At 44.2% G+C, this 25,849-nt stretch carries 20 protein-coding genes; 4 read left to right on the forward strand and 16 right to left on the reverse strand.

Going from position 1 to position 25,849, the window contains the following annotated elements; translation table 11 throughout:
- Positions 1–75: 75 nt before the first annotated feature.
- Genes ABIC84_RS06665 through ABIC84_RS06680 form a run of 4 tightly spaced genes read right to left on the reverse strand, consistent with a single transcriptional unit; the run spans position 76 to position 2,546 of the window.
- The gene (locus ABIC84_RS06665) at positions 76–1,218 is read right to left on the reverse strand and encodes a formylglycine-generating enzyme family protein (protein ID WP_429263076.1); all 1,143 of its coding nucleotides are present in this window, start codon (positions 1,216–1,218) and stop codon (positions 76–78) included.
- Positions 1,218–2,183, reverse strand: a complete 966-nt coding sequence (locus tag ABIC84_RS06670) for a sterol desaturase family protein (RefSeq protein WP_429263077.1) — start codon at positions 2,181–2,183, stop codon at positions 1,218–1,220. The genes ABIC84_RS06665 and ABIC84_RS06670 overlap by 1 nt, the downstream gene beginning before the upstream one ends.
- On the reverse strand, positions 2,176–2,373 hold the full coding sequence (locus tag ABIC84_RS06675; RefSeq protein ID WP_090523922.1) for a hypothetical protein: 198 nt from the start codon (positions 2,371–2,373) through the stop codon (positions 2,176–2,178). Before ABIC84_RS06675 ends, ABIC84_RS06670 begins: the two co-directional genes overlap by 8 nt.
- Positions 2,370–2,546: a hypothetical protein gene (locus ABIC84_RS06680; protein WP_167516193.1), complete on the reverse strand. Its 177-nt coding sequence runs from the start codon at positions 2,544–2,546 to the stop codon at positions 2,370–2,372. The genes ABIC84_RS06675 and ABIC84_RS06680 overlap by 4 nt, the downstream gene beginning before the upstream one ends.
- Before the next feature lie 515 nt (positions 2,547–3,061).
- On the opposite strand from ABIC84_RS06680, the gene ABIC84_RS06685 reads away from it, so the two are divergent.
- Positions 3,062–3,889, forward strand: coding sequence for an SDR family NAD(P)-dependent oxidoreductase (locus ABIC84_RS06685; protein ID WP_429263078.1), 828 nt, complete (start codon positions 3,062–3,064; stop codon positions 3,887–3,889).
- A gap of 62 nt (positions 3,890–3,951) precedes the next feature.
- Positions 3,952–4,869 carry a helix-turn-helix domain-containing protein gene (locus ABIC84_RS06690; protein WP_429263321.1) on the forward strand — a complete coding sequence of 306 codons (918 nt, stop codon included), beginning with the start codon at positions 3,952–3,954 and terminating at the stop codon, positions 4,867–4,869.
- Positions 4,870–5,003: 134 nt separating this feature from the next.
- On the opposite strand, the gene ABIC84_RS06695 is transcribed toward ABIC84_RS06690, so the two are convergent.
- Complete coding sequence (locus ABIC84_RS06695; RefSeq protein WP_429263079.1) at positions 5,004–7,169, reverse strand: TIM-barrel domain-containing protein; 2,166 nt, start codon at positions 7,167–7,169, stop codon at positions 5,004–5,006.
- A gap of 390 nt (positions 7,170–7,559) precedes the next feature.
- Between ABIC84_RS06695 and ABIC84_RS06700 the strand changes: the two genes are divergently transcribed.
- Entirely contained in the window at positions 7,560–9,194 is a 1,635-nt protein-coding gene (locus ABIC84_RS06700) for a DUF6377 domain-containing protein (RefSeq protein WP_429263080.1), read from the forward strand.
- 63 nt (positions 9,195–9,257) lie between these two features.
- Here ABIC84_RS06700 and ABIC84_RS06705 read toward each other — a convergent pair whose 3' ends face one another.
- The gene (locus tag ABIC84_RS06705; protein WP_373614381.1) at positions 9,258–10,988 is read right to left on the reverse strand and encodes a RagB/SusD family nutrient uptake outer membrane protein; all 1,731 of its coding nucleotides are present in this window, start codon (positions 10,986–10,988) and stop codon (positions 9,258–9,260) included.
- A 12-nt stretch (positions 10,989–11,000) separates the two neighbouring features.
- Entirely contained in the window at positions 11,001–13,988 is a 2,988-nt protein-coding gene (locus ABIC84_RS06710; protein ID WP_429263081.1) for a SusC/RagA family TonB-linked outer membrane protein, read from the reverse strand.
- Positions 13,989–14,703: 715 nt separating this feature from the next.
- On the opposite strand from ABIC84_RS06710, the gene ABIC84_RS06715 reads away from it, so the two are divergent.
- Positions 14,704–15,783 (forward strand): PIN domain-containing protein, encoded by a 1,080-nt coding sequence (locus tag ABIC84_RS06715; protein ID WP_429263082.1) that lies wholly within the window; start codon positions 14,704–14,706, stop codon positions 15,781–15,783.
- A 245-nt stretch (positions 15,784–16,028) separates the two neighbouring features.
- Here the strand turns inward: ABIC84_RS06715 and ABIC84_RS06720 are convergent, their stop codons facing one another.
- The 9 genes from ABIC84_RS06720 to ABIC84_RS06760 form a co-directional block, all read right to left on the reverse strand.
- Positions 16,029–16,940: an SDR family oxidoreductase gene (locus tag ABIC84_RS06720; RefSeq protein ID WP_429263083.1), complete on the reverse strand. Its 912-nt coding sequence runs from the start codon at positions 16,938–16,940 to the stop codon at positions 16,029–16,031.
- A gap of 6 nt (positions 16,941–16,946) precedes the next feature.
- The gene (locus tag ABIC84_RS06725; protein WP_429263084.1) at positions 16,947–17,723 is read right to left on the reverse strand and encodes an enoyl-CoA hydratase/isomerase family protein; all 777 of its coding nucleotides are present in this window, start codon (positions 17,721–17,723) and stop codon (positions 16,947–16,949) included.
- 3 nt (positions 17,724–17,726) lie between these two features.
- Positions 17,727–19,541, reverse strand: coding sequence for an AMP-dependent synthetase/ligase (locus ABIC84_RS06730; RefSeq protein ID WP_429263085.1), 1,815 nt, complete (start codon positions 19,539–19,541; stop codon positions 17,727–17,729).
- Positions 19,542–19,571: 30 nt separating this feature from the next.
- A complete protein-coding gene (locus tag ABIC84_RS06735; protein ID WP_429263086.1) occupies positions 19,572–20,747 on the reverse strand; it encodes an acetyl-CoA C-acyltransferase in 1,176 nt (391 codons plus the stop codon).
- A gap of 27 nt (positions 20,748–20,774) precedes the next feature.
- Positions 20,775–23,153 carry a 3-hydroxyacyl-CoA dehydrogenase/enoyl-CoA hydratase family protein gene (locus tag ABIC84_RS06740; RefSeq protein WP_426589685.1) on the reverse strand — a complete coding sequence of 793 codons (2,379 nt, stop codon included), beginning with the start codon at positions 23,151–23,153 and terminating at the stop codon, positions 20,775–20,777.
- Between the two features lie 39 nt (positions 23,154–23,192).
- Positions 23,193–23,645: a DUF2147 domain-containing protein gene (locus ABIC84_RS06745; protein WP_429263087.1), complete on the reverse strand. Its 453-nt coding sequence runs from the start codon at positions 23,643–23,645 to the stop codon at positions 23,193–23,195.
- Between the two features lie 241 nt (positions 23,646–23,886).
- Positions 23,887–24,156 (reverse strand): acyl-CoA-binding protein, encoded by a 270-nt coding sequence (locus ABIC84_RS06750; protein ID WP_429263088.1) that lies wholly within the window; start codon positions 24,154–24,156, stop codon positions 23,887–23,889.
- A gap of 84 nt (positions 24,157–24,240) precedes the next feature.
- Complete coding sequence (locus ABIC84_RS06755; RefSeq protein ID WP_413322265.1) at positions 24,241–24,684, reverse strand: acyl-CoA thioesterase; 444 nt, start codon at positions 24,682–24,684, stop codon at positions 24,241–24,243.
- Positions 24,685–24,696: 12 nt separating this feature from the next.
- Entirely contained in the window at positions 24,697–25,674 is a 978-nt protein-coding gene (locus ABIC84_RS06760) for an electron transfer flavoprotein subunit alpha/FixB family protein (protein ID WP_429263089.1), read from the reverse strand.
- Positions 25,675–25,849 lie beyond the last annotated feature (175 nt).

Below are 25,849 nucleotides of genomic sequence, written 5' to 3' on the forward strand. Positions count from 1 at the left end.
GTTTACTTTTTCATGTTCCTTTCTGGTTATGCCTGTTAAGCAGGCCGATCGATCATTTATTTTAGGGGTATTATTTTAATTGCTGACACAACGGAAACCAAGGTGCTCCATACCGCTGTCTTCGGTAGTTTTCATCCGGCGCGATACGCGGTAACCTGAGCAATAACTATCGTTACACAAAAACGAGCCGCCCCGCACTACCCTTTTAATGGCATAAGGCTCGTCCGGGTCATATGATTTTGAAGCGCCTTTAGGGTTTTTAACTCCCGCCGGACTGCTTACTGTTTTGTAGTAGTTGTTATTGTACAAATCGGCACACCACTCCCATACATTACCGGCCATATCATACAAACCGTAACCATTGGGCGCAAATGAACTAACCGGAGCCAAATAATAGTAATGATCGCGCTGGGTGTTTTTATAGGGGAAACTTCCCTCCCAGGTATTTGCTTTAGGCTGCCCTTCGTTCACTTTTTTATTTCCCCAGGGATAGATCTTATCTTCAAGACCGCCCCTCGCCGCCCGCTCCCATTCTGCTTCGGTCGGTAAACGTTTACCAGCCCATTTGCTGTAAGCCACAGCATCGTACCACGAAACCTGCACTACCGGATAATTATCTTTACCCTTGATATCGCTACCCGGCCCGTGCGGGTGTTTCCAGTTGGCACCTGTTTTCCATGCCCACCACTGGCTGTAATCGTTCAGATTAACCGGTTTACTTGCGGGTACAAATATCAGTGAAGCCGGTACCAGCAAACTATCCGCAGGTTTTTCGGTACCCGGGGGCATTTGCTTTTTAAGCTCGTTCCAGTCGGGCTTGCGCTCGGCTGTGGTGATATAGCCTGTAGCTTTTACAAACTTTTCAAACTGGGCATTTGTTACCTCGGTTTTATCTATCCAAAAACCATCGACAGTTACGTCGTGTTTGGGGTATTCATCAGGTTCAGCCTGCTGGTTATCGGCCCCCATCCTGAAAGTTCCGGCCGGTACCCAAACCATCCCCGCATGGCTGGTTTGGGTATTACCCGTATCGGGCAGAGCAAGCGCCGCACCGCTTAACCCCGCTGCTTTAAACCTGTTGGGGATATTTGATTCGCAGCAAAGTTTCTTTTTAGCACCGGGAACCGTGGCAACCGCAATACCCGCCACTGGTTTCGCCGGTTGTTTACACGATGCTAACCATACGGTACTAAAAAGTATAAGTACAATCTTTTTCATTACGCTTTTACAGGCTGTAACTGAAATGCTGTGTCAACCTGTTCAGCTTCGGGCTGCACTGCAACATCGGGTCTGTATAAGTGATGAGGTTGCAAAGGCACATCTTCTCTAATCATCGGGCCATCGGCCGCAAGTTCACTTCCGGGTATCTTTGATTTAAATAAAGGCCAGGCCAGTTGTGCATACCATTGGTCACCTTCATAATGTGAAATACCATAAGCTTTAGGATACTGGCGAGAGATGTGTGCTGTACCGAAAATAATGTCCCACCAAAAGAACATATTACCAAAATTACCTTTATAATAGCCTACCCCGTCATCGGTAGTAGCTGCATGGTGCGCATGATGCGTTGCAGGCGTTGAAATGGTACGTTCCAGGATCCAGGCTAATGGGTGTAATATTTTATATTTATAAAATGGTTTATCCCATGGGATGCTTGAATGCGCCAGCGTAGTGATAGTTCCTTTAATGCCTTTTACAACTACAGCGGGGATCCCTAAACCAAGGTAAACCAAAGCTGTTGTTAAATAGGTCTGCGAAAAAAAGATGGTATAAATGATATTTTGCCTGCTGGCCATTGCCATACCCATGTACGATGCCGAGTGGTGTGTACGGTGAAAACGCCATAGCCAGGGTACCTGATGGTGCAAACGGTGATACCAGTATTGGGTAAGATCATCGGCTACCGCGATGATGATGAATCCCCAGAAAAACGGAACCCAATCAAAGGTGTTCTTTAATCCTGGTAATACAGCCGGCAGCACTTTTAATCCGTAATAGGCCACCAATGGTTTTACCACCAGTTTAGGGATGGTAAAGCAGGCAATATCCACCCATTTTTCATTTTTGTTCCAGCGCTTTTTATAAAGGCCGAACGAAAATTCCAATACACCGAGTACCAATACCAAAACGGAAAAGCCATAGCCGTTAAGGTTTTCTATTATTTGCTTTATCTGATCAATCATTGTCTGGCGAGTTTGATGTTTTAGTTTTTATGGTGTTTTCCTGTTTATGCTGATGTTGCTTCTTTTCCCATGGGCGCTGACCGGTGATGGCGAAAGTGCCAAACATGAGCGCGATAGGCAGGATATAAAGCAGCAGGCTCAATGAAGCGTTTTTGATAATCTGCTTTTTGGTTGATTGATCCAGTTTCATGAGGGTGTACTGTTTTGAGGTTGAACAATTTGCGCTGTTTTAGTTGCAGAGCCTTTTTCCAATAGCTTACGGCCAAGCCACAGCCCGCCAAAAATGATAACAAAAGGTATGAGGGTTACTATAACGCCTACCAACACCTTTTTCCCAATCAGGGAAACGTCGTTAATGGTCATAATGAACTTATATTAAGTGATTAACAATGCAGGCGTTGCATAGCAATCCGCATAAAGCAGCAATGCCTGGTAAATAATGTAATGAATTGAAAAATTGAGTACCGTGCGATCAACGCACGATTATGGAGGAGGGATTACCCCTTGTACTGATTAGCAGCAACAACAAGAATAACAACAGGAAGTAAAAGCAACAGCGGTTAACTGATAATTAGCAAGGCCGTATTTAGGTAAAAGTTCGGGTTGCATGGTGGGTGCTTTTAAAGATTTTAATTTGTTGTTATTAATTTTCTGAGGCAAATGTAAAAAAAGATTTGATAAATACTACTAATTCTATAGAAATTATATAATAATAATTTATAAGTAAAATAAAGATGTCCCGGCGCTTTTTTGAGATACCTCTGGCTACGTCCCGGATTACCTGAACAAATACAGAGATCAGCCTACAAAGAACCGTAATTAGGCTACAAAGCAAAAGGCCTGTTCCCCGAACTTTGCTTTTATCAAATAAATATAGTATGACACAGCAAACGAATAAAATATGGTTCATCACTGGCGCTTCGCGCGGTCTGGGACGTATATGGACAGAAGCGGCATTGGAGCGCGGAGATCAGGTGGCCGCGACGGCCCGCGAACTGAGCAGCATCGCTGCATTAAAAGAACAATATGGTGATCGGGTATTGACACTGGAACTCGACGTGACTAACCCTGCTCAGGTTAAAGACGTCGTTAATAAAGCGCATGAGCATTTTGGCCGGTTGGACATCGTGTTGAATAACGCGGGGTACCCACTGATCGGGACGATCGAGGACGGCAGTGCCGGCGATATCCGCGCCCTTTACGAAACCAACGTGATAGGCCCTGTCAGTGTTATCCAGGCGGCTTTGCCGCTGCTGCGTGGGCAAGGTTACGGACATATTTTGGGTACTTCCAGTAACCTGGGGCATCTGGCCATGCCGATCCTGGGCTATTACTGCTCGTCCAAATGGGCGTTTGAAGCGATCCACGAAAGCCTGGCCCTGGAAGTGGCGCAGTTCGGTATCAAAGTAACCATCATTGAACCGGGCGCATATGCAACAGAATTTGGTAGCGATCAGATCCCGAAGGTTTTCGAAGGAAATCCGGTCTACCACGATTTTAAAGCGAAATTCATGGAGGGACTAAAAGGCATGGAGAGAGGCAACCCGGCCGCTACCCCGCAGGCGCTGTTCAAAGTGGTGGACTCTGAAAACCCGCCGCTACGTTTTAACCTTGGTAGCCATAACCTTACCGGCCTGAAAGCTGCCTATACGGAGCGCATTGCCACCTGGGAAGCCTGGGATGAAGTTTCGCGCTCGGCGCAATGAAATTACAAAATACGGACACCAGCCACTGCAAATTACGGACTGGTGTCCTTAACTTAGCTATGATGAAAAAGGATGAGAACCCGCCCTTGAAACTGGAGTCGCTGACCGAGGCGCACCGGATGTTCGGCTTGCCGCAGCCTAAACACCCACTGATCAGCCTGATTAACGGCGCACACACCTTGTTGGAAGGCAAATTGCCCACCCGGCATGTGCTGGCCTATTACAAGATCGCTTACAAGCCCAGGCTGGGCGGTAAGTTGAAATATGGCCAGGGTTATTATGATTTTGATAACGGCGGTTTGTTATTCGCCGCACCGGGGCAGATCATCGGCGGTAACGACCTGGAGGGGACGGCATGCTCAGAGTACACCCTGATCATCCACCCGGATTTCTTTTTGGGGTACCCACTGGCCAAAAAGATCAAGCAATATGGCTTCTTTTCCTACAGCACCAACGAAACACTGCATCTCTCGGAAGAAGAAAAAAACACGGTCCTGGCTATCTTTAGCTTTATGGAAAAGGAACTCGACGGCCGGATCGACGACTTCAGCCAGGAGGTGATGATCTCCCAGATTGAACTGCTGCTCAGTTATGCCAACCGTTTTTATAAGCGGCAGTTCCTGACGCGCAAAGCGGCCAGCACCGATATCCTGCAACGGTTGGAGGAAACCCTGGATGCATATTTCAATGATGAACTGACGTTGAGCCGCGGCATCCCTACAGTTGCTTACCTGGCCGAAAAACTGAACCTTTCGCCTAACTACCTGAGTGACATGCTGCGATCACTGACCGGGCAAAGCGCCCAGCAGCACATTCATGACCATCTCATTGAAAAAGCGAAGGAAAAATTGTCCACCACCAGCCTGTCGGTCAGCGAGGTGGCCTATGCCTTAGGTTTTGAGCATTCACAGTCGTTCAGTAAGCTATTTAAGACCAGGACGAATCTCTCGCCGCTGGAATTCAGGAAATCTTTTAATTGACAACTTACTGTTATCCGCTATCATTTTAATAATTAAACGTTTGGCAGATAACAGTTGACCCGTTTTTTGCAGCTGCCAGAATTGCCGGTTGTTCCGCAACTTGAACTACCGGGGTTTGCAGTCGCCAGAAACGTTTACATTTGCACAGAAACGCCCTTTTTCAAATTACCTGCGCCAAAATATTCTTTGCCATCTTTAAGAACGACAACTTTTAAATGGGCAACCTCCTTATTAATGGGATAATTGCCCTCCTGGGCAACCACACGCAACATGATTTCATGGCCGCTTTTTGTTGCCTTGAATTTGATTTTGCTGTACTGCTTTTTCTTAAATTCCCAACCTTCGCCCCTATCCCAGTAAAGTTCGCCCGTAGCGTTGCCTTTTGCATCTGGATTAATATATAGCGTTAAAGTGTTCAACGATTTCTCGCCTGTATTTTGGATAACGTTTCCGGCAGGAATAATAGCACCGCTTTTCAGCAATAATTTAGCTTGATAAGGATCTGATTCTTCGCCATCAACAAGCGTTACCTTCTCCCATTTTCCGGCAGGCAGTTTGATATCTTTAGCAAAAGATGGAACTACCAGAAGGTTGCTGCCTAATAAAAATGACTGCTCTTCACTTCTTAAACTTAAATCTTTCGGATCGGCAAAAAAAGATGGTTGCATTACCGGCAAGCCGGTTTTGTGGGCATAGTAAAACAGGGTATAAAACAATGGCAATAAGCGATACCGACGACTAATTGCGATCTTCGAAGTTGTTTCAACGGCATCGCCAAATGCCCATGGCTCTTTGTTATTTGTACCCGCGCAGGCGTGCCCGCGGGCAAACGGCAAAAACACACCGAAGCCGAGCCATTGGGCCCACAGATCAGGACTGGTATTACCCAAAAAGCCGCCAATATCGGGCCCACTGAAAGGCTGACCTGACAAACCAAGGGTAAGGGACATCGGTACTGATACTTTCATAAACCGTTCGTCGGCTAAATTATCTCCCGTCCAGGTTGCGGCAAAGCGCTGGCCACCCAGCAAATTGGCTCTTGTTAAAATAAATGGCCGCTTATTTGGATTGGCCTCCATCACACCCTGCCGGGTAGCCTGAACCATCAACCGCCCATAAGCATTATGGTATAACAAATGCGGCCCGGCGGGGAGTGCATCTCCACCCCTGTGTTGGTTATTATAAGGCATGGTACCCAATCTTTGCTCTTTCGGTAAAGCCTCGTCATTTACCGCCGGCTCGTTCATGTCGTTCCATACGCCATCAACCCCGGAAGCCATAAATTGATGATACAAATCCGCCCACCATCTACGCGCTGCAGGCATGGTAAAATCAGGGAAAGCACAATCGCCAGGCCAAACTTTGCCGTGATATTCCCGACCGCCAGCGCCTTTAACCCAAATATCGTTGGCTGATCCGGATTGATAAACCGCATATGAACTATCAGCCTTAACACCTGGATCTATCATAAAAACAGAATGAAAACCTTTGGCATGCAGATCATCGTTCAGTTGCTTAGGATTTGGAAAATTATTTTTATTGAAGGTAAAAACACGGAAACCTTCCATGTAATCAATATCCATCCAAATGGCATCGCAAGGTATTTGCTTTTCCCTGAAGGTGTTGGCTGTTTCTCTCACACGCTGCTCTGAAACGTATGAAAAACGGCACTGCTGATAACCTAAAGCCCACCTTGGCGGCATTTCTATAGTGCCGGTCATTTCGGCCAGCCCCTTAACCACCTCTTGCGGTGATTGACGATCGATCACAAAGACACGAAATAACGGACCTTCGGTATTGTAGGCTATTTCTTTCGAATCCGTTTTCAGTTCCGCTTTCCAATAGCTATCAAAAAGAATTCCGAATGCGGTGCCGTCTTTCCGTACACCCATTACCCACGGATGGGTTTGATAAAGGCGTTTTCCATTATCTGTGCCATAAGCACCGTTATCGGTATTCCAAAGTTTTATAGTTTGGCCGTTCCTTAATAGCGGGCCAGTGACTTCTCCGCCGCCATATAGGCTAATGTCGCCCTCCAAATGAACAACGGCGCTTGCCTTCCCCTCATTCAAATTAAACTCAGGAAAAATACGCCATCCTGCCGGAACAGCTTTTTTAATAGAAGGTTCCCTTTGGAGCATCAGAGACGGAACTTTAGATTGATTGAAACCTTCAGGAACAAATTCAACAATGGATTTGCCGATGAGGCCCGATTGCCGGATAGGGATATTTTTTGCATCGACCGAAGAAAAGACCAGCAGAAAAAAGAGAATCAGATAATACCTGATAGAGGTTGTCATATAAAGTTTTAGTTGATGAATTTTAATCCTGAACATTACAGGATCAAAGTAAAACATGAAGGCAGCACCGTGAGCAACAAGTTGTTTCTACAGGTCGAAAAATCCAGCAACATATTTAATTAACAATTTAATATTCAGCTATTTAAACAGAACCCGCATGAAAAAAATCTCATAAAAATCGCGCAACCAACCAATGCATAGCTTAAAAAACCGCGTTTTTCGAGAGAATATCCCTTTCCTTAAAACAGAGCTTGTAAATTTTAGATGTAATTTTATCCCCGTTTGCATAAAGCATCCCTCTTTTGTTTTCGAAATTGGTTTTTGCCGCCTTAGTATATTATCATGCAAACACAACATCTGCCGAAATCATTCAAATTTATATAGTTGAAAATGAAGAAAAATTTACTGCTTGTTATTATCTCATTATCCCTGGTAGTTCGCTGTTATTCGCAGGAACTGAGATCTGATAAAATATTAGCTGTTCTGAAATCTGAACTCGAAAAAGAGAACTCATACGATCTTAAAAAAGAAGACCGCATAAAACAGCTACGCAATCGGCTTAACCTCAGCGACAAAAAGAACTTTAATGCCCAATACGCCCTTTGCAGCCAGATTTTTGATGAATACCATTCCTTTAAGTTTGATTCGGCATTTATGTACGCGAGGAGGATGATCGCCCTTTCAGAAAAGTTTAACAATACCAACAAACTAATTAGGAGCCAGGTACAGCTCGGCAGCACGTTGCTTAACTCCGGTTTTTATAAAGAGGCCTTTGATGCTGTTGAGGCTATTAACATTCATGGCTTATCCGATTCGTTGAAAGCAGATTATTTTAACCTCCGCGCAAGGCTAAACGCGGGGATTGGTGATTATGATGATGACGCTTATTTCTCGAAGATCTATCGCCAGCGATCTGACGAAGATTTTAAAAATGCCGAGGTCGCAACGCCATCAAATGAGTTTGAAAAAACCATCAACATGGCATTTCAACCCGACTCGATCAGGGACAAAAAACTAACCCCCGATTTTTACTATGACTTTATCATTAGTAAGAACCTGCCCGAACACAAAGTAGCTATGGTTGCCACCAGGCTCAGTTTTGCCTACACCGGCGATAACCGGATCCTGTTCCTGGCACTTGCCGCGATAAACGATATTCGATCGTCAACCAAAGAAACACTGGCAATATTTCTGCTGGGGCAGGAACTGTTTAAGCGGAGCAAAACCGAAGACGCATATATTATGATGCAGCACGCTGTAAAAAATGCAAGGTTTTACGGAGCCCGGAGCCGGGAGGTGCAGATAGAATCCATATTACCACTTGTTGCCGGTAAGGTTATCGACCAGAAACAACACGAAAGGGATAAATTACTGATAGGCTTCCTGATATTTTTGATTGTTGCTGTAGTACTTTTCTTTTTACTGGTGATTTACCGGAAGCAGATTGAACGCATTAAAAATAACGAGCGTGTAATTAAGGAAATTAACAGCGACCTAAAAAGCATTAACGGTAAGCTCTGGGAATCATCAAGAATTAAAGAAGAATTTATCGGCCTGTTTTTTAAAACCTGTTCATCTTATATCGAAACACTTGATAAAGTTAAACGCCGCACGCAGCACAACATTAAGCTTGGCAAATACAATGAAGCCACCGCCGTGCTTGATAAAGTACAGGTAGACAAAGAAAAAGATCAATTGTATGACACTCTGGATACCATGTTTTTAACGCTTTTCCCCAATTTTATAACATCTTTCAATGCCCTGTTAAAAACCGAAGACCAGATCTGGCCTAAAAGCGGTGAAATGCTGAATGCCACCCTCCGGATCTTTGCTTTGATGCGCCTGGGGGTAAGCGAATTAGAAACTATTGCCCAAATACTTGATTATAGCGTAAGCACCGTGTACACCTACAAAAACCGGGTAAAAGTAAAGGCAATGGTACCTGCCGAGGATTTTGAGCGAAAAATAATGGAGATCAAATTTATAGATGATCTGCAACTTATCGGTACACCGTTATTGACCTAAAGGACCCAAAGCAAACAGCCACCGGATCTCAAATATCCGGTGGCTGTGGGTTAAACCAACCGCTTAATAGCCGGGGTTTTGTTTGAATTGCGGATTAACGTTCATAATATCCCGCCCGATAGGAAATATCTCGGTATGCTTGTCTCCATCAGGTTTCTTATCCCACCAGGTACCGGTGTTGAACACTCCCCAACGGATCAGGTCGGTACGTCTCCTGTTTTCACCAAGAAATTCCCGGCCCCACTCGTCAAGCATTTCCTGGTCGGTGAGCTGGCTACCATCCGGTTTATAAAGGCTTGAAGACCCATCAGGATAGTTGCGTCGCCTTACCTGGTTCAGATAATTGGCGGCACTGGCTTTATCACCCGCCCTATAACGGCACTCGGCCAGCGTATAATAAATTTCTGATAACCTGATCTCCGCGTAAGCTGAAGTGATCCTGTTAGGGTCTGGTGTTGGATAAATAGGATATTTCACCATAAAAATGCCTGAGTTATGATCGGCATGATTCATATCCGACTCCTTATCTGCAATTTTGGTTCCCGGTTTTGCGCCGAGGAACATTCCCACCTGGTCGCGGATGTAAAGTGGGTAAGGGCCTTTATTGCCTTTAACGGTATCGGTGCGGCTTACACCGTTTACCAAATGCGTATAAGGCAGATAGCCATATAAAAACATACCCTCGCGAGTACTGTTGCCCAGGTTTTTATATTTCTTTAACCGCAGGTCATCGGGGTATTTATGAAATTTAACAAAAGGTTTGCCCAACTGGAAAGCGTACTCAACGCTATCTATATCGTGTCCGGGTTGTAATGCATAGCGCGGGTTAGCCTGCCCGAAATCTGTAAATCCGCAGTATAGCGGAGCTGCGTCGTAAGTCATTCCCCAAAAAAACATCCCGCCATCGTACTGCCAGTGTGTACGCGCCAGTGAGCCTGGAAAACCGTAGATCACTTCTGAGTTTAATGTGGTGTTGGTATAATCGAAAGGGGCATCCCATCGCGTATCAAGTTGATAAGCACCATATTTACCGCTAATGATGTCACGGCAAACGGCTTCGCATTCGGCATATTTATCGGTACCGGTATAAACTTTGGCGTTGAGATAAAGTCGGGCCAGCAATGATGCAGCACCAGCTTTGGTCCAGCGCCCTATACCTGCTGCACCAAGCTGTTGCCGGGTGGGCAATCCATCGATAGCGCCTTTCAATTCCGATTCGATGTAATTAAACATTTCCTGCGGGGTAGATTGCGGGTTACCGTGTGTAGCTGTTTTTACATCGGTAACAATTTCAATATTGCGATAAAAATCAAATGCCCGTAAATAAAACCAAGCCCGTAAGGTATGCAGTTCTGATTTAAAATCGGTTAATTCTGCATCGGTAACACTGAGTTTTGCCGGGTCTTTGATGCCTTCCATATCGGTAAGCGAGTTGGTTGCCAGCACAATGCCCTGGTAAAAGTTTGTCCATGCACCGCTTGTAAAGCCATCTGTAATAGTCCAGGTATGGTAATGCATACGTTGATAGTAGCCCCCATCCTGCCAATCGCCCTGGCGGTTGTAGGTAGCCATCTCGTCGGTACAATCTTCGCCTGCAGCATAAACATCATTGCCCTGGATACTCCAGTACGCGTGTTCAAATGGGCGTAAAAAATCCCTGATCACATCATCCCTCCTGCTCAGAAAACTCGCGGCATCTACCTTATCATACACGTGCTCGTCGAGTTTTGTACAGCTGGCAGTCAGCATGGCCGACAGTAAAATACCGCTGATATATACTTTATATTTTTTCATGTCTTTTCAATTTTAAAAGGTTGCCTGCAGGCCAAGGATTAGTTGAAGTGTAGCCGGATAATAATTCAGCGAGGTGTTCACGCCCGGTGTAAGCCCGTTAACCTGTACCAGGTCAGGATCGCCGCCGGTAAAGCTTGTAAAGGTGTGCAGGTTTCTGCCGGTGGCGTAAATACGTATTGATTTAAGGTATTTGGTTTTAAACGGCTGGGTATAACCTAAAGCCACGTTATCTATTTTTACAAACGAGCCATTTTCCAGGAAATAATCTGAAGCGATAGCTGTTGTTGCCGAATTAGTTAATAACGAGTATTTACTTTTACTATCATAGGCCGATCGCAGCACGTTAGCATCGCTTTGGCTTGATGGCGTACCTATGTAGAAAGCCGCGGTATTGAATATTTTATAACCAAATGTGCCGCGTAGAAAAATCCCCAGATCAAACCTTTTGTACCTGAAAGTATTGCCAATGGAACCGATAAACTTTGGTAAACCGTTCCCTACAAATTGTTTATCATCTGATGATGCCTGGTTGGCCTGAACTATGGTGCCATCTTTTTTATAAACCTGCAAAGCCCCATCCTTATTCACCCCTGCCGAGCGCAGCGTATAAAACTCGCCAATGCTACGTCCTTCCTGGATACGCTGTATATTACCCGGCGACCCCGGAGCAGGCAAACCGGCCAATTCAACAAATGGCGCGCCTTTGTAAACATCGTTAGAGAAGGAAATGAACTTGTTACGGTTATAAGCCAACGCCGCGGTTATGTTATAACTGAAATCCGGCTGCCTGATTACACTGCCATTCAACGCCAATTCCAGGCCGTAGTTTTTCATAGTACCTACGTTGGCAAAGGTTTGCGATTGGGAGTTTGGCGGCAAGGGCACGTTATAATAACCAAGCAAATCCTTGTTTTTGCGGATGTAATAATCAAGTGAACCAGAGATGCGGTTATCCAGGATAGAAAAATCAATACCAGCGTTAAAGTTGATCGATTTCTCCCATTTCAAATCGGGGTTTACGTTTGATGTAGGGCCATAAACCTGGTAAGTTTGGCCGTTGTACGGAAAATAGCCCGCACCACCATATAGCAGCAATGAAAGATAACTATCGAAATCCTGGTTACCTGTAACGCCGTAATCTGCACGTAGTTTAAGATCGTTTACCCACGGCAGCGCGCCTTTCATGAAACTTTCTTCGGATACACGCCACGCCGCCGAAGCTGCAGGAAAATTACCCCATTTGTTTTTTATACCAAATTTGGACGATCCTTCCCTGCGCAAGCTTGCCGTAAGAATATAACGATTGTTAAAATCATAATTCAAACGACCGAAGAATGAGATCAATGTTGAGCCATTCTGCGTTGAACTTACGGCAGATTGGCCCTGCCCGGCGGCACCACCGTTGTATAAACCCGAGCCAAGATTGTTCCACAGGTATGAATCGAATGGAAAATCATAATTCTGGGCGTAAAAAGTATTGTAGTTGTATAGGGTGTATGAATAACCGCCTAAGGCTTTGAGGTGATGTTGACCGAGATTGAGCGAATAATTTCCTGTCCATTCCATGTTTTTCTGGTCATTCTCTTCCTGCCGCTGCGACGCGAAATTGGTTTGGGTTATTTTGCCCGCGTGCAAAATTGATGATAATGTTGAAGGGGTAAAATTGAAGCTCCTGGTCGATTTACTGATTTCAGATATTGTTACCGTTGTGCTCAGGCTTTTAAGAATATTTACCTTTAACGATCCGTTAAGATCCATTTCTTTGATTTGCGCTTCAGATTTGATCACATTAGCGTTCTCAACCGGATTATTGGAGAAAAAGCCGGTATTGATATAGTTGTACCTTCCCGCGTTATCGTAAATTGGATAAGTCGGGTTTAAAGTGAGCGCGTTGTTGAAATTACCCTGATCAGAGTTTTTGGTATTCATATACCTGGGCGCGATATTCAAGGAAGCCACGAAAACGCCATTGTCTGATGTATGGTTGACGTTGATCCTCGCGCCATATTCCTTTTTATGCGCCCGCAAGTCAATTCCATCCGCATTGCGGTAGTCGGCCGATGCGAAGTAATTCGTTTTACCAGAACCACCCGACAATTGGGCCGTATGCTTTTGAGCAAATGCCGGCGAATTGGTAACCGCATCCATCCAGCTTGTTTTAGCGCCGTAATCCTGTCCCTGGCTATTTTTTACCCTGTCGGCAATAAACTGTTCGGGTGTAAGGTTTTGCAGTTGATTAGTTAAATAGTCAAAACTGGCATAACCTTCATAAAACGTACGCGCCTGCGATGAGCCTTTTTTTGTGGTGATGATGATAACGCCGTTGCTTCCGCGTGTACCATAAATAGCCGATGCGGCACCGCCTTTAAGCACATCGATACTTTCAATATCATTTTGGTTGATATTATCAATGTTGCCGCCGGGTACACCATTCACCACATACAACGGCCCTAAACCCGCGTTACGCGATGAAACGCCCCGCAACTGAACACTGGGCGATGAATTGGGATCTGCACCGGAAGTATTGGTAATACTAAGTCCTGCAACCTTTCCCTGTAACGACATTAGCGGACTGTTTGAGGCCACCGGAAGCAGATCTTTTGAGGAAACGTGTGTAATAGCGCTCGATACCTCACGTTTATCAAGCGTGCCATAGCCAACGCTTACAACAACCACCTCCTGCAATGAATTATTTGCCGCGGAAAGCGCTACGTTTAATGTGGCATCGGCAGTTAACGGCATTTGTTTGGATGTGTAGCCGATATATGAAAAAGAGATCGTTTTAGCAGATGCGGGAACGCTAAGCGTATAAACGCCCTTAGCATTAGATGTAGTACCTACCGACATCCCGGCTACCACAACACTTACGCCTGGCAAAGGCGAACCGTCGGCAGCATCCGTAACAGTACCGGATATAGTTCTGTTTTGTGCCAGCGCCGTCCCGCTAAAAATACAACAGAGCACTATGGCGCTTAGCCTGAGTAAAAGTTTCTTGTACATAAAAAGAAATTATAGATTGATTTTTGAGGTTAATTTGGCCGCGCAATAAGGTCTCCGGCCACGACGAAAATGAGTGCTATTAAGGCGGGGAATGTGCCCGGTTTTCTGTTTTCATAAAGTGAGATTTTGATGGCCGCCAGGTATTGGCAAAGCGCAAATTGGTACGTTGTGAAATTAGAAAGTTAGTAATCCCAAATACACAATCGCGGCCGGCATCCGCAAAAAATCTCATAACAAACAGACACAAATACCTGCATAACAAGCATATAACTAAAATAAAAACGAGAAAAATCTCAATTAAAAAAGGTTATCATTTTCAATTGAGCGCCGATCAAACCGAATTGATGTAACAGGGAAAAGTAAGGCGCGTGTGAGGAGCTAAAGTTCATTCCATAGAAAAAGTTGTCAGTCGAGTTGACAACTTGCCCAAAATAGTACGCAAGCCCGACACTCCCACGAACCAATTTTTAGATGGTCTGAAAGGTTTTGCCAGTATGTTTGAAGATTGAGGTTCAAGCCCTTGTAGGAAAACATATTTTGAAAAGCTCTTAGCATATTGCTAAAGGCTTTTTTTTATTAAACGTTATCGCATGAACCAAGCTGCTAAGTTTACTTCGTCAATTTGATTTTCAATCAAGTTATTTTAGTTATACTCCTTAAGATAAATCATATTAAAATTACTTATATTTAAATTGCTTATATTAAATAATAGAAAATGCTTGAGACGAGGAATATATTTTTGGATACACAGACATTTGTGCAGAATAATTACTTCAAGAGTCCAAGACTTAATGAGCTCTTTGATTTAGCTGCAGCCGGTCATATTAATTTATTCTTGACTGAAATAACAATAAATGAAATCAAAAGTAATATTAAAGAAGACTTGCAACGTTCGTCGTCGGAGATCAATAAATTCAACAAAGCGATAAACAACAATGGTAAAATCATCAAAAATTTATCTTATGGTGAAAACTACACTAAACTCCCAGCATTTGACATAGAGGAAGCATTTAAAGACTTATTGAGCCAATTAGAAGAAATTATTAAAACTTCAAGAGTTTTAATAATAGATTATTTGGCAGTTGAACTGAAAGAAATATTTTCCAAATATTTCAAACATGAGCAGCCATTTGGTATTGGTAAAAAAAAGAGTGAATTTCCTGACGCATTTGTTATCAGCGCGGTAGAGGGTTGGTGTCAAAAGGAAAAACAAAGTATGTATTTTATTAGTGGAGATAAAGATTTCGATGATTTTTCCTTTAAAAATATCATAATTGAAAAATCGCTGTCGAGTTTACTTGATAAAATTAACAAACAACTTCATTCCGATAAATACGACTTAATTTCAAAAATCTATTATAACAACCAAGCACAAATTGCGCAAAAAATAAAAGATGCCTTTATATTTAAAATAAAGGATGAGATTGGTTTCGATATAAGTATAGAGAACACCTTAATAACTCATTTTGAGATTACTAATTATCAAGTTGAGGACATGAGTGATAGCCTTGAAACGACACTTCAGATAACAGGAGAAATAGAATACAGTTTAGACGTAACATATGAGGACTGCTCTTATGCCATTTATGATAAAGAAGATGACCGATATTATGGATGTGAATCTAATACAGTAACATTAGAACAAGAGCAGACTTTTCACGCACAAATTGTTATTGAAGCAGATCTTGACGATAAAGAAGCTGAACACAATTTTGAAATAATTTGTAAATCCGTTGATGCTCCAGATGAATCGGATATTGCAGAACAATTAGATGGGTATGTTTTTCAATTTTAATCTATAATTGAATGGTGAGATTAGTAATAGATATTCCAAAGACTAAAAGTATCTTGGTTAAACAAATACTTAGAGGGCTTGGTGTTACTATACAGCAGGAAATTAAATCGCCGCCTTCGGTATATAGGAAGAAATTATCCCAAGTTTCAACGTGGACTGAAGAAGACCTAAAAGCTTTTGACGAGGGAAAAAATGCATTGAAAACTTCACTCCGCAACAATTTTAATTGTTTTACTCCCCCTACGCTACGCCGACCGTGTAGCTTTCTCAATATCATCCCACATTTCATCCGGTATCATTTCAAGTCCGCTAAACTGGCCGGCACCTTGCAGCCATTCCCCTCCATCGATAGTAATTACCTCACCATTGATATAGCCAGAGAAATCAGACACTAAAAAGGCAGCCAGGTTAGCCAGCTCCTGGTGTTCGCCTACACGTTTAAGCGGCACCCTGTTTTTGAAATCAAACTTTTGGGCCATATCTCCGGGCAATAATCTTTCCCATGCGCCTTTGGTGGGAAAGGGTCCCGGCGCAATGGCATTGGCACGGATGCCGTGCCTGCCCCACTCAACGGCTAAGGACCTGGTCATGGCCAGCACACCGCCTTTTGCACAGGCCGAGGGCACGACATACGCCGAACCGGTAAAAGCATAAGTGGTAATAATATTCAATATGTTTCCGGGCATTTTCTCCCTGATCCAATATTTGCCCAAAGCCAGAGAACAATTGGCCGAACCTTTTAAAACAATATCAATGATAGCCGAAAACGCGTTTGCCGATAAACGCTCGGTAGGCGAAATAAAATTACCGGCCGCGTTATTCAATAGTGCATCAACCTGCCCAAATGTTTCAATAGCTTGCTGCAACATCGCTTCCACCTCGTCGTACTTCCGCACGTCGCAGGCTATTGGCAATACTTTACGCCCGGTTTCGGCTTCCATTTCGGCAGCGGTTTGTTGCAGTACATCCAATTTGCGACTGGTAATTACCAGGTTAGCGCCCAAATGCAAAAAGTAAGTCCCCATTGCTTTACCTAAACCTGTTCCGCCGCCCGTTACAATGATGGTTTTTCCTTTTAAAGCGTCATCTCTTAACATTCCACCAGCAGTTACGGCGTTTGGATTTGCAGCATCATTTGAAGTTTTAGGATCAGTCATCGTCAATTATTTAACAGCTGTATTCTTTGATTTTAAATTCTGGATCATCATCTGCAGGCCTTGCCTGGTTTCGGGTGCCCACCATTGCTTCAGCATCTTATCAAGCGTATCGGTTTGGTCGGCTTTGAGTTTCCCTATCAACTCCTTTCGCAAATTCAATTTACTTTCCGTCCAGGTAACCGGGTTCAGTTTCATAAAGGCTGTCACCTTTTCTATTGCAGCGTTCATTAACCTATCCGGTGAAACAACGTCATCGATAAGCCCGGCTTCTAAAGCTTCGTTTACCTTAAGCAGCTTACCTTCTATTAAATACTGATAAGCTTTACGCTGACCAAGCCAAAATGCATATAAATTAAAAACACTATCAGGCACAATAATACCAACCGGAACTTCATTTAATCCGATGATAAATGCTCCTTCTACCATCACCCGATAATCGCAGCAAATAGCTAATATACAGCCGCCGGCCGGGCTGTGACCACTAATGGCAGCTACCAAAGGTTTCCTGAAAGCGGCTAAAGTATTTTGCAAGGCTAAAAAATCCACCCAAAATTGGCGGCTTTGCGCTTCATCATAATCATAGGCCTCAATCAGGTCGATCCCCGATGAGAAAAAGCCTTCCTTGCCGGTTAAGATAACCCCGCCCACGTTGTCATCATGCTCCAATGTTTTGATACAGGCCGCCAGTTCTTTAACCATTTCATGATTAATGGCATTTGAGCGGCCCCTGTCAAGCGAAATTGTAACCAGCCTGCCCTGTATTGTTGTTTGAAATGTATTCATCGGTTAACTTACAAGAGTTGGATCCTCACTTACTTCGCAGGGATACATTTTATCTATTTCGGTTTTGTATTTTTCGGTGATCACTTTCCGTTTCATTTTACCTGTAGGGGTAAGCTCACCGCTATCTATCGACCATTCGTTGGGAAGCAAGGTTATCTTCTTCACCTGCTCAACATGATTAAATTCTGGGTTATAGTTATTGATAATGGATTGATAAAGCTCAATAACCTTCGCATTTTTAACCAATTCGCTATTGGATGAAAAAGTGATGTCATTTTCCTTACACCAGGGTTTTAAATGGGTGTAAGATGGTACAATGAGCGCCGCGACAAATTTCTTTTCCGCACCAACAACCATCATCTGCTCAATAAAATAATTTTCCTTCATCTTATTTTCGATAGGTAGCGGGGCCACGTATTTACCGCCCGAGGTTTTAAAGATCTCTTTTTTACGGTCTGTTATTTTCAGGAACGAATCCTGGTCCAGTTCGCCTATATCCCCGGTATGGAACCAGCCGTCTTCCAGTACCTCTGCCGTTAGTTCAGGGTTTTTATAATAGCCCAGCATCACATTCGGGCCTTTACAGAGGATCTCGCCATCAGCGGCGATCTTCACCTGCACACCGCTCAGCAAACGACCTACGGTACCAAATTTCCTCTCGCTTTTTTCATAACAGTTAACAGCAATTACAGGCGATGTTTCGGTAAGCCCGTAACCTTCCATAATCACAATATTAGCTGCGGTAAAAATTCTTTCCAGTTTTATGGGGCAGGCCGAACTGCCGACTACGATGGCTTTTATATTTCCGCCTATAGCAGCACGCCATTTGCTGTAAACCAATTTATCGGCTATGGCCAGTTTGATCTTATACGGCAGGCTGGTATTATTAATTTCATAAGCTTCGGCCAGTTTTACCGACCAGAAAAAGATCTTCCTTTTAATACCGGTTAATTTCTGCCCCTGCACCATAATTTTTTCAAATACTTTTTCGAGCAAGCGGGGCACGGCTGTAAAAAGTGAAGGCTTTACCTCTTTCATATTTGCGCCTATGGTGTCCATACTTTCGGCGTAATAAATAGAAAAACCGTAGTACAGATAAACATAGGTACACATCTTTTCAAAAATGTGGTTCAGGGGCAAAAAACTCAAAGCACGTTTTTCTGTAACGGGGATCCGGCTAAGAATGTCGCCGGATGCCGAGGCGTTGGTCATGATGTTTTTATGCGTAAGCATTACCCCTTTTGGCCTGCCCGTAGTGCCCGAAGTATAAATGATAGTTGCCACATCATCTTCGGTGATCTGATCATTTATCTGCTGTATTTTTTTCTGATACTCTTCTTGCAAAGGTTTAAGCAATGTGCCCCAATAATCACAGCCATCGATGTTATCGAAAGTAAATATGCCTTTTAACGAGGGGATATTTAAATGAACTTCCTTAACCTTATCGCATAAATCTTTGCTACTTACAAATACATATTTCACTTCGGCCTCGTTCAGGATCTGCTCAATTTCTTTAGTGCCTGTATTTGGGTATAGCGGGACCAGTATGGCTCCCGTTTGCTGTACTGCCAGATCGGTTATGATCCACTCGGGCCTGCCGTTGCTTATCAAACCTATTTTATCGCGGCCTTCGGTAGTGCCGTCACCGCCCGAAACGCCCAGGGCCAACAGGGCCGCGGATAGCTGGTTGATCATGGCATGCACTTCTTGGGTGCTGTATGACCGCCAGGAACCATTCTCCTTCGCATTCAAAAGATCCACCTTAGGCTCCTTAGCCTGGGTAATCATGCAATCAAACAATCTTGTCGCCTTTTCCATGCTTGCAATGGTTTAGATAAAGGTAAATTACTATAACATTTCAAATACACCCGCCGCGCCCTGCCCGGTGCCTACACACATGGTAACCATGCCATACTTTTTCTCCCGTCGTTTCAATTCGTTAAAAAGCTGAACAGAAAGTTTAGCCCCGGTACAGCCAAGCGGATGACCAAGGGATATGGCACCGCCGTTTACATTTACAATGTCGGGATTAAGCTCCAACCCTTTTACTATGGCCAATGATTGTGAAGCAAAAGCCTCATTCAATTCTATCAGCTCAATATCCTGTTGTTTCATCCCGGCCATTTTCAACACTTTGGGGATAGCCACCAGCGGACCTATCCCCATGATCCGCGGCGGCACACCTGCAACGGCGTAATTAACCAGCCGGGCTATGGGTTTAAGGTTGTTCTGTTTCATAAAACGTTCGCTAACCACCATGACAAAGGCCGCCCCATCACTGGTTTGTGACGAATTGCCGGCAGTTACCACGCCCTTTGCATCAAATACCGGTTTAAGCTTTGCCAGCGCGTCAATTGAGGTATCGCTGCGCGGACCTTCATCCGTATCTACCTTAAACTCTCTTTTCGCTTTTTTGCCGCTCTCATCTACATAGGTTTCCACAATATTTACCGGCGCTATTTCATCTTTAAACTTGCCTTCTTTAATAGCGTTGATGGCTTTTTGATGTGAATTGTAGGCAAACTGGTCCTGCTCTTCGCGGCCAATATGATATTCTTTAGCTACAGCTTCGGCAGTAAGGCCCATGCCCCAGTAATAATCGGGATGGGCAAGGGCAATATCGGCGTTAGGAACAATGCGCCAGCCCCCCATCGGGATCAGGCTCATACTTTCCACACCGCCCGCGATAATACAATCGGCAATGCCGCTGTGTATTTTTGCTGATGCTATCGCAATTGTTTCCAACCCCGACGAGCAATAGCGGTTCACCGTCATACCGGGTACTTTATCGGTATCAAGCGCCATTAATGAAATCAGCCTCGCAACATTCAATCCCTGTTCGGCTTCGGGTGTAGCATTGCCTACAATTACATCATCAATCTGCTCTTTATCAACATTAGGCACCGATGCCAGCAGATGCCTGATCACATCTGCCGCAAGCGTATCCGGACGGGTAAACCTAAACCCGCCCCGGGTAGCTTTTCCAACAGCGCTGCGGCTGGCTGCCACTATATATGCGTTCATTTTATTGAGATTTTATACTTAAAAAAATTAGTTCCTTAACACTTTTCCGCCGGTTAAAATGGATTGGATCCGTTCAAGCGTTTTCTTTTCGGTACAAAGCGAAACAAAGGCTTCACGTTCCAACCCCAGCAAATATTCCTCGCTCACTATGGAAGGCTGGGACAGATCGCCGCCCGAAAGCACATAAGCCAGTTTCTGCGAAATTTTCACATCGTGCTCGCTTATGTAATTACCGCTGTACATGGTATTTGCCCCTACATAACCTAAACCCAGGGCCTGCTTACCCAGCACTCTGATATCTCCGCGCGGAATAGGCTGTATGTACCCTTCGTTCGCCATCTGCAGGCATTGTTGTTTGGCTTCGGCAAGTAACCGCTCGCGGGATACCACAACAACGTCCCTACCCTTTTTAAGATAGCCAAATTCAAAAGCCTCATAAGCCGAAGTGGATACTTTTGCCTGGCCGATGGTTAAAAAACGGTCACGGAAATTATTGAGTTCTACGTCACCTTCCTGTAGTTCGTCTGAAAGGCGCAGGGCAAACTCTTTCGTTCCTCCACCTCCGGGAATCAAACCAACACCAAACTCAACCAAACCCATATACAGTTCGGCATGAGCTACCACTTTATCAGCATGCAGGCACATTTCGCAGCCACCACCCAGGGCCATTTGATGAGGCGCTATCACCACCGGGATCGATGAATAACGGATGCGCATCATCGTATTCTGGAAGGCTTTGATCACGATATTGAGTTCATCAAACTCCTGCTCAACAGCCATCATAAATATCATACCCACATTGGCCCCGGCACTGAAATTGGCCCCTTCGTTTGAGATCACCAGGCCTTTGTAGCTTGCTTCGGCAAGAGTGATAGCTTTATTTATACCTTCAATCACCTCGCCGCCTATCGTGTTCATTTTGGTATGAAATTCAAGGTTCAAAATACCATCACCAATATCGGTAATGGTAGTACCGCTGTTTTTCCACACGGTATTTGTTTCCCGGATATTGTTAAGCAAAATAAGCCCCTCGGTACCGGGAATCACCTGGTAGCTTTTCGATGGGATATCATAATACAAGCGTTTGCCATCTTCTATTTTATAAAAGCTTTTTGCACCTGCCGCAAGCATGTCATATACCCATTGGGCCGGTTTGTGCCCTGCTGCTTCCATGGCTTTTACCGTCTCCTCAACACCAAGCGCGTCCCATTTTTCAAAAGGGCCCAGCTCCCAGCCAAAGCCTGCATTGGTGGCAGCATCTATTTTATAAAGCTCGTCGGCTATTTCGGGGATGCGGTTACCGGCATAGGCAAATAACTGGTAAAAGGTAGCGCGGTAAAAATCGCCGGCTTTGTCTTTTGCCGCAACCAGGATCCTGAGCCTATCTTTTAAGTTATCAACCGCCTTTGTAGTTTCAAGCGAAGCGAATTTTACTTTTTGAGAGGGCTTGTACTCAAGCGTTTTCAGATCGAGCGCATAAAACTGGTTTCCACCTTCGCCTTTTTCTTTCTTATAAAACCCCTGGCCGGTTTTGCTGCCCAGCCAGTTATTTTTTAGCATTCCCTCAACAAATGAAGGAATTTTGAATAATTCCCTTGCCTCATCATCAGGAGCGTTTTTGTAAAGACCGTTGGCAACGTGTACCATCGTATCTAAACCTACCACATCATTGGTGCGGAAGGTGGCCGATTTTGGGTGACCTATTACCGGCCCTGTCAATTTATCAACCTCTTCCACCGTCATGCCGGTTTGCTGCACATAATGCAGCACACTCATAATGCTGAAAACCCCGATGCGGTTACCGATAAATGCCGGCGTATCTTTGGCTAACACTGTAGTTTTTCCCAGGTATTTTGCGCCATAATCCATCAAAAAACCCACAACGCCCGCTAACGTATCTTTTGTGGGAATAATTTCCAGTAGTTTTAAATACCGGGGAGGATTAAAGAAATGGCTTCCACAGAAATATTTTTTAAAGTCATCGCTCCTGCCTTCTGCCATTAAATGTATCGGGATACCGGATGTATTGGAAGTGATCAGCGTGCCGGGTTTCCGGTATTTTTCTACTGTTTCAAACACATGTTGTTTTATATCCAGCCGTTCAACTACTACCTCTATCACCCAGTCGCAATCCGCAATTTTGGGCATATCATCTTCAAAATTGCCGGTTATGATACGTTTTGCGAATGATTTAAGGTAGATGGGCGAGGGGTTTGACTTTAACGCGAAGTCCAGCGCGTCATTAACAATTTTATTCCGCGCTTTTTTATCTTCCGGGGCATCCTTGGGTACAATATCAAGCAACAGTACCTGTACGCCGATATTTGCAAAGTGGCAGGCGATACGACTGCCCATTACTCCCGACCCCAATACTGCAACCTTTTTTATAATTCGTTTAGCATTCATTAGTATCTGCTTGTGTTATTAAAACTCTTTATCTTTAGTTTACTCTGCCCGCGACCAGGTTGTTGTTCGCCCGAAAAGCGAAATGCCAATGTATCCGCGGATATCCAGGGTTTTACCTTTATAGGTCATTTTGCAGGAGTATGTTTTGCCGTTATTAGGATCGTAAATTGTTCCGCCCGAGTATTTGTTATCCCCATCTTTCACAAAATCAGCCAGTACGGGTAAGCCCAGCCTCGGCCTTGAACGTAATTTTTCGTCGCTATTCATTTCGTCAACTTTCGGCTTCCCATCTTTTAATGGTTCCTTAAGCCATACCACCTTACCATAAAACTTACCGTTGCTTTCTTTAGAGATCTGGATTTTGGCGGTTTTTACATCGTTGTACCATAAACCTTCAATTTTATCGGTTTGCGCTTTTGCGTTGATGCTTACCGCCACAATAGTTAGCAGGATTAATACAAAACGGGTGAAATGTTTTTTTGATGTTGACATTGTCTTAGGTGTTTTTTATCGTTAAAAACAAGTCGGTTTTTAGATCATCTGTCGCATTTACCCCATATCAATACGGGTATCAGAAGCCACCTAAAAAGAGACAGAGTAGAATTATAAAATGGTTAAATAATTTAGTCCCGGCATAGTTACCGGGATGGTTTATAATAACAAATATCTATTTCTGCGGCGCTTTATAAAGGTCTAAACGGCGGAAACATTTGTCAATATTTCGGAATTAAAGTTAGCTGGTTTTATTTGATAATTGCGTTACAAGCTGGATATATTGCTGCATGGCGTGATCGCCGGTAGTGCCCTTCTGTTTTAGCCAGGCATCATATTTTGCTTTAGCTACAAAATCAAACATACCCGGAGGGTTTTCTGTATTTATATCGCCTTCCGTTGCTTGCTTATATAAACTATACAGGCGTAATAATGTTTCATTGTCAGGTTTTGAGGGCAATTGTTTACTTTGTTTAACTGCTTCTTCAAAAGCACTATTTAGATCAGTCATAGTTAAATTATATAAAAGCTAAAAGCGGAAGGCATAAAGCTTAAAGCTGATTATTTTTTTCGGTTAATTGCTATATTAAATTATTCAGGCCGGGTTCACATCTTCTACATAATCGCTGCTCCGGGGCGCCTTCATAAACATCTGGCTTAGTTCGGAGGGCAATATGGCCAACTTACGCTTTTCCATATCTATCCATGAACCTTCGGCATTTACTATTGCAGCTTTAACACCATCGCCCCGGTACAGTTCATGCCTGATTGCCCAGCGCGAACCATCAGGCCGGGATTTGATAAGCTCACAGGTTACCCCGATCTGCTCATTGATCCCTATTTCTCTGAGATAAATCATCTCTTCCCTGAATAATACCGGCCCTATTTTGTATTCATAAAGTGTTGGCAGCTTTAAGCCCAGATTTTCCAGCATAATTATCCGGGCCTGCGCCGCAAAATCGGCATAAGCAGAATGCCGCATGTGCTGGTTCGAATCTATCTGCGACCACAGCACCTGTCCTTCATAAAAAAACTCCATAACCCTGATTATTTATTGATGATGTTCCTTAAACTTTTTTACGGCAGCAGTCAGTCGTGGCAAAACCTCCAGCGCGTCACCAACTACCCCATAATTGGCTGCTTTAAAAAACGGAGCTTCGGGATCTTTATTGATCACTACAATAGTTTTTGAACCGTTAACCCCGGCCAGGTGCTGGATAGCCCCGGATATTCCTACCGCTATATACAGATTTGGACGAACGGTGCCACCTGTTTGCCCCACATGTTCGTGATGCGGTCGCCAGTGCAAGTCGGCCACGGGGCGCGAGCAGGCTGTCGCGGCACCCAATTCTTTTGCCAGATCCTCCAGTATGCCCCAGTTTTCGGGACCTTTTAAACCACGTCCACCCGAAACAACCAGCTCGGCATCGGCCAGCGGAACCTCGCCGGTTACCTTGTTTACCGACTTAACTTTTACACCAAAATCCTTTTCGCTAAAACTTACATCCAGTTGTTCAACAACTGCCTTACCCTCCTGTTTTTCAGGTGGAAATGTATTCGGCATCAACATAATTACCTTTACATCACTCAAAATATTTACATAGGCAAATGCCTTGCCCGAAAACACGGCTTTTTTGATCACAAATCCCTTGTCCAGATCAGGACGTGAAAGTGCACCTGCTACGAGGCCTGCTTTTAACTTCACGGCCACCCGGGGAGCTACCGCCCTGCCCTTAATATCATGAAGGGTTATAATTACTTTACTATTCTCCTTTTGTGCCGCGGCTATTAAGGCGCCGGCATAGGCCCTTGAATGTAACTCGTCCAACCGGCTATCGGCAACGTGCAGCACTTTTTGAGCACCATACTGGCCAAGGTTTTCCATTTCGGCAACTGCAACGCTGCCTAAAGCAACTGCGGTTACTGTGGTTCCCATTTTTTTGGCTATCTGAGCGGCATATTGCACGGCCTCAAAACTTTGTTTTTTTATAATTCCTTCGGTATGTTCTACCAATACTATTACAGACATTTTTTGTTTTTTTAGTTAGATACTCCAGCTCGCACATCATGGGTGTGCGGAAGATACAGATCAGTTGTAAATGTTGGTTTAAAAAGCAATGTCATTGCGAGGAGAAACGACGAAGCAATCTCGTAGCTATACAGATCGGACAGGCCATATTTTTTAGAGGTAATTTCATCTTCCA

Source organism: Mucilaginibacter sp. 3215 (assembly GCF_050433785.1).
GTDB lineage: Bacteria > Bacteroidota > Bacteroidia > Sphingobacteriales > Sphingobacteriaceae > Mucilaginibacter.

Coding starts and splice junctions, on each gene's coding strand:
- ABIC84_RS06690 (WP_429263321.1), top strand. CDS start 3,952: ATGAAAAAGGATGAGAACCCGCCCTTGAAACTGGAGTCGCTGACCGAG.
- ABIC84_RS06670 (WP_429263077.1), bottom strand. CDS start 2,183: ATGATTGATCAGATAAAGCAAATAATAGAAAACCTTAACGGCTATGGC.
- ABIC84_RS06730 (WP_429263085.1), bottom strand. CDS start 19,541: ATGGAAAAGGCGACAAGATTGTTTGATTGCATGATTACCCAGGCTAAG.
- ABIC84_RS06705 (WP_373614381.1), bottom strand. CDS start 10,988: ATGAAAAAATATAAAGTATATATCAGCGGTATTTTACTGTCGGCCATG.
- ABIC84_RS06680 (WP_167516193.1), bottom strand. CDS start 2,546: ATGACCATTAACGACGTTTCCCTGATTGGGAAAAAGGTGTTGGTAGGC.
- ABIC84_RS06760 (WP_429263089.1), bottom strand. CDS start 25,674: ATGTCTGTAATAGTATTGGTAGAACATACCGAAGGAATTATAAAAAAA.
- ABIC84_RS06745 (WP_429263087.1), bottom strand. CDS start 23,645: ATGTCAACATCAAAAAAACATTTCACCCGTTTTGTATTAATCCTGCTA.
- ABIC84_RS06675 (WP_090523922.1), bottom strand. CDS start 2,373: ATGAAACTGGATCAATCAACCAAAAAGCAGATTATCAAAAACGCTTCA.
- ABIC84_RS06720 (WP_429263083.1), bottom strand. CDS start 16,940: ATGACTGATCCTAAAACTTCAAATGATGCTGCAAATCCAAACGCCGTA.
- ABIC84_RS06755 (WP_413322265.1), bottom strand. CDS start 24,684: ATGGAGTTTTTTTATGAAGGACAGGTGCTGTGGTCGCAGATAGATTCG.
- ABIC84_RS06700 (WP_429263080.1), top strand. CDS start 7,560: ATGAAGAAAAATTTACTGCTTGTTATTATCTCATTATCCCTGGTAGTT.
- ABIC84_RS06665 (WP_429263076.1), bottom strand. CDS start 1,218: ATGAAAAAGATTGTACTTATACTTTTTAGTACCGTATGGTTAGCATCG.
- ABIC84_RS06750 (WP_429263088.1), bottom strand. CDS start 24,156: ATGACTGATCTAAATAGTGCTTTTGAAGAAGCAGTTAAACAAAGTAAA.
- ABIC84_RS06715 (WP_429263082.1), top strand. CDS start 14,704: ATGCTTGAGACGAGGAATATATTTTTGGATACACAGACATTTGTGCAG.
- ABIC84_RS06685 (WP_429263078.1), top strand. CDS start 3,062: ATGACACAGCAAACGAATAAAATATGGTTCATCACTGGCGCTTCGCGC.
- ABIC84_RS06725 (WP_429263084.1), bottom strand. CDS start 17,723: ATGAATACATTTCAAACAACAATACAGGGCAGGCTGGTTACAATTTCG.
- ABIC84_RS06740 (WP_426589685.1), bottom strand. CDS start 23,153: ATGAATGCTAAACGAATTATAAAAAAGGTTGCAGTATTGGGGTCGGGA.
- ABIC84_RS06735 (WP_429263086.1), bottom strand. CDS start 20,747: ATGAACGCATATATAGTGGCAGCCAGCCGCAGCGCTGTTGGAAAAGCT.
- ABIC84_RS06710 (WP_429263081.1), bottom strand. CDS start 13,988: ATGTACAAGAAACTTTTACTCAGGCTAAGCGCCATAGTGCTCTGTTGT.
- ABIC84_RS06695 (WP_429263079.1), bottom strand. CDS start 7,169: ATGACAACCTCTATCAGGTATTATCTGATTCTCTTTTTTCTGCTGGTC.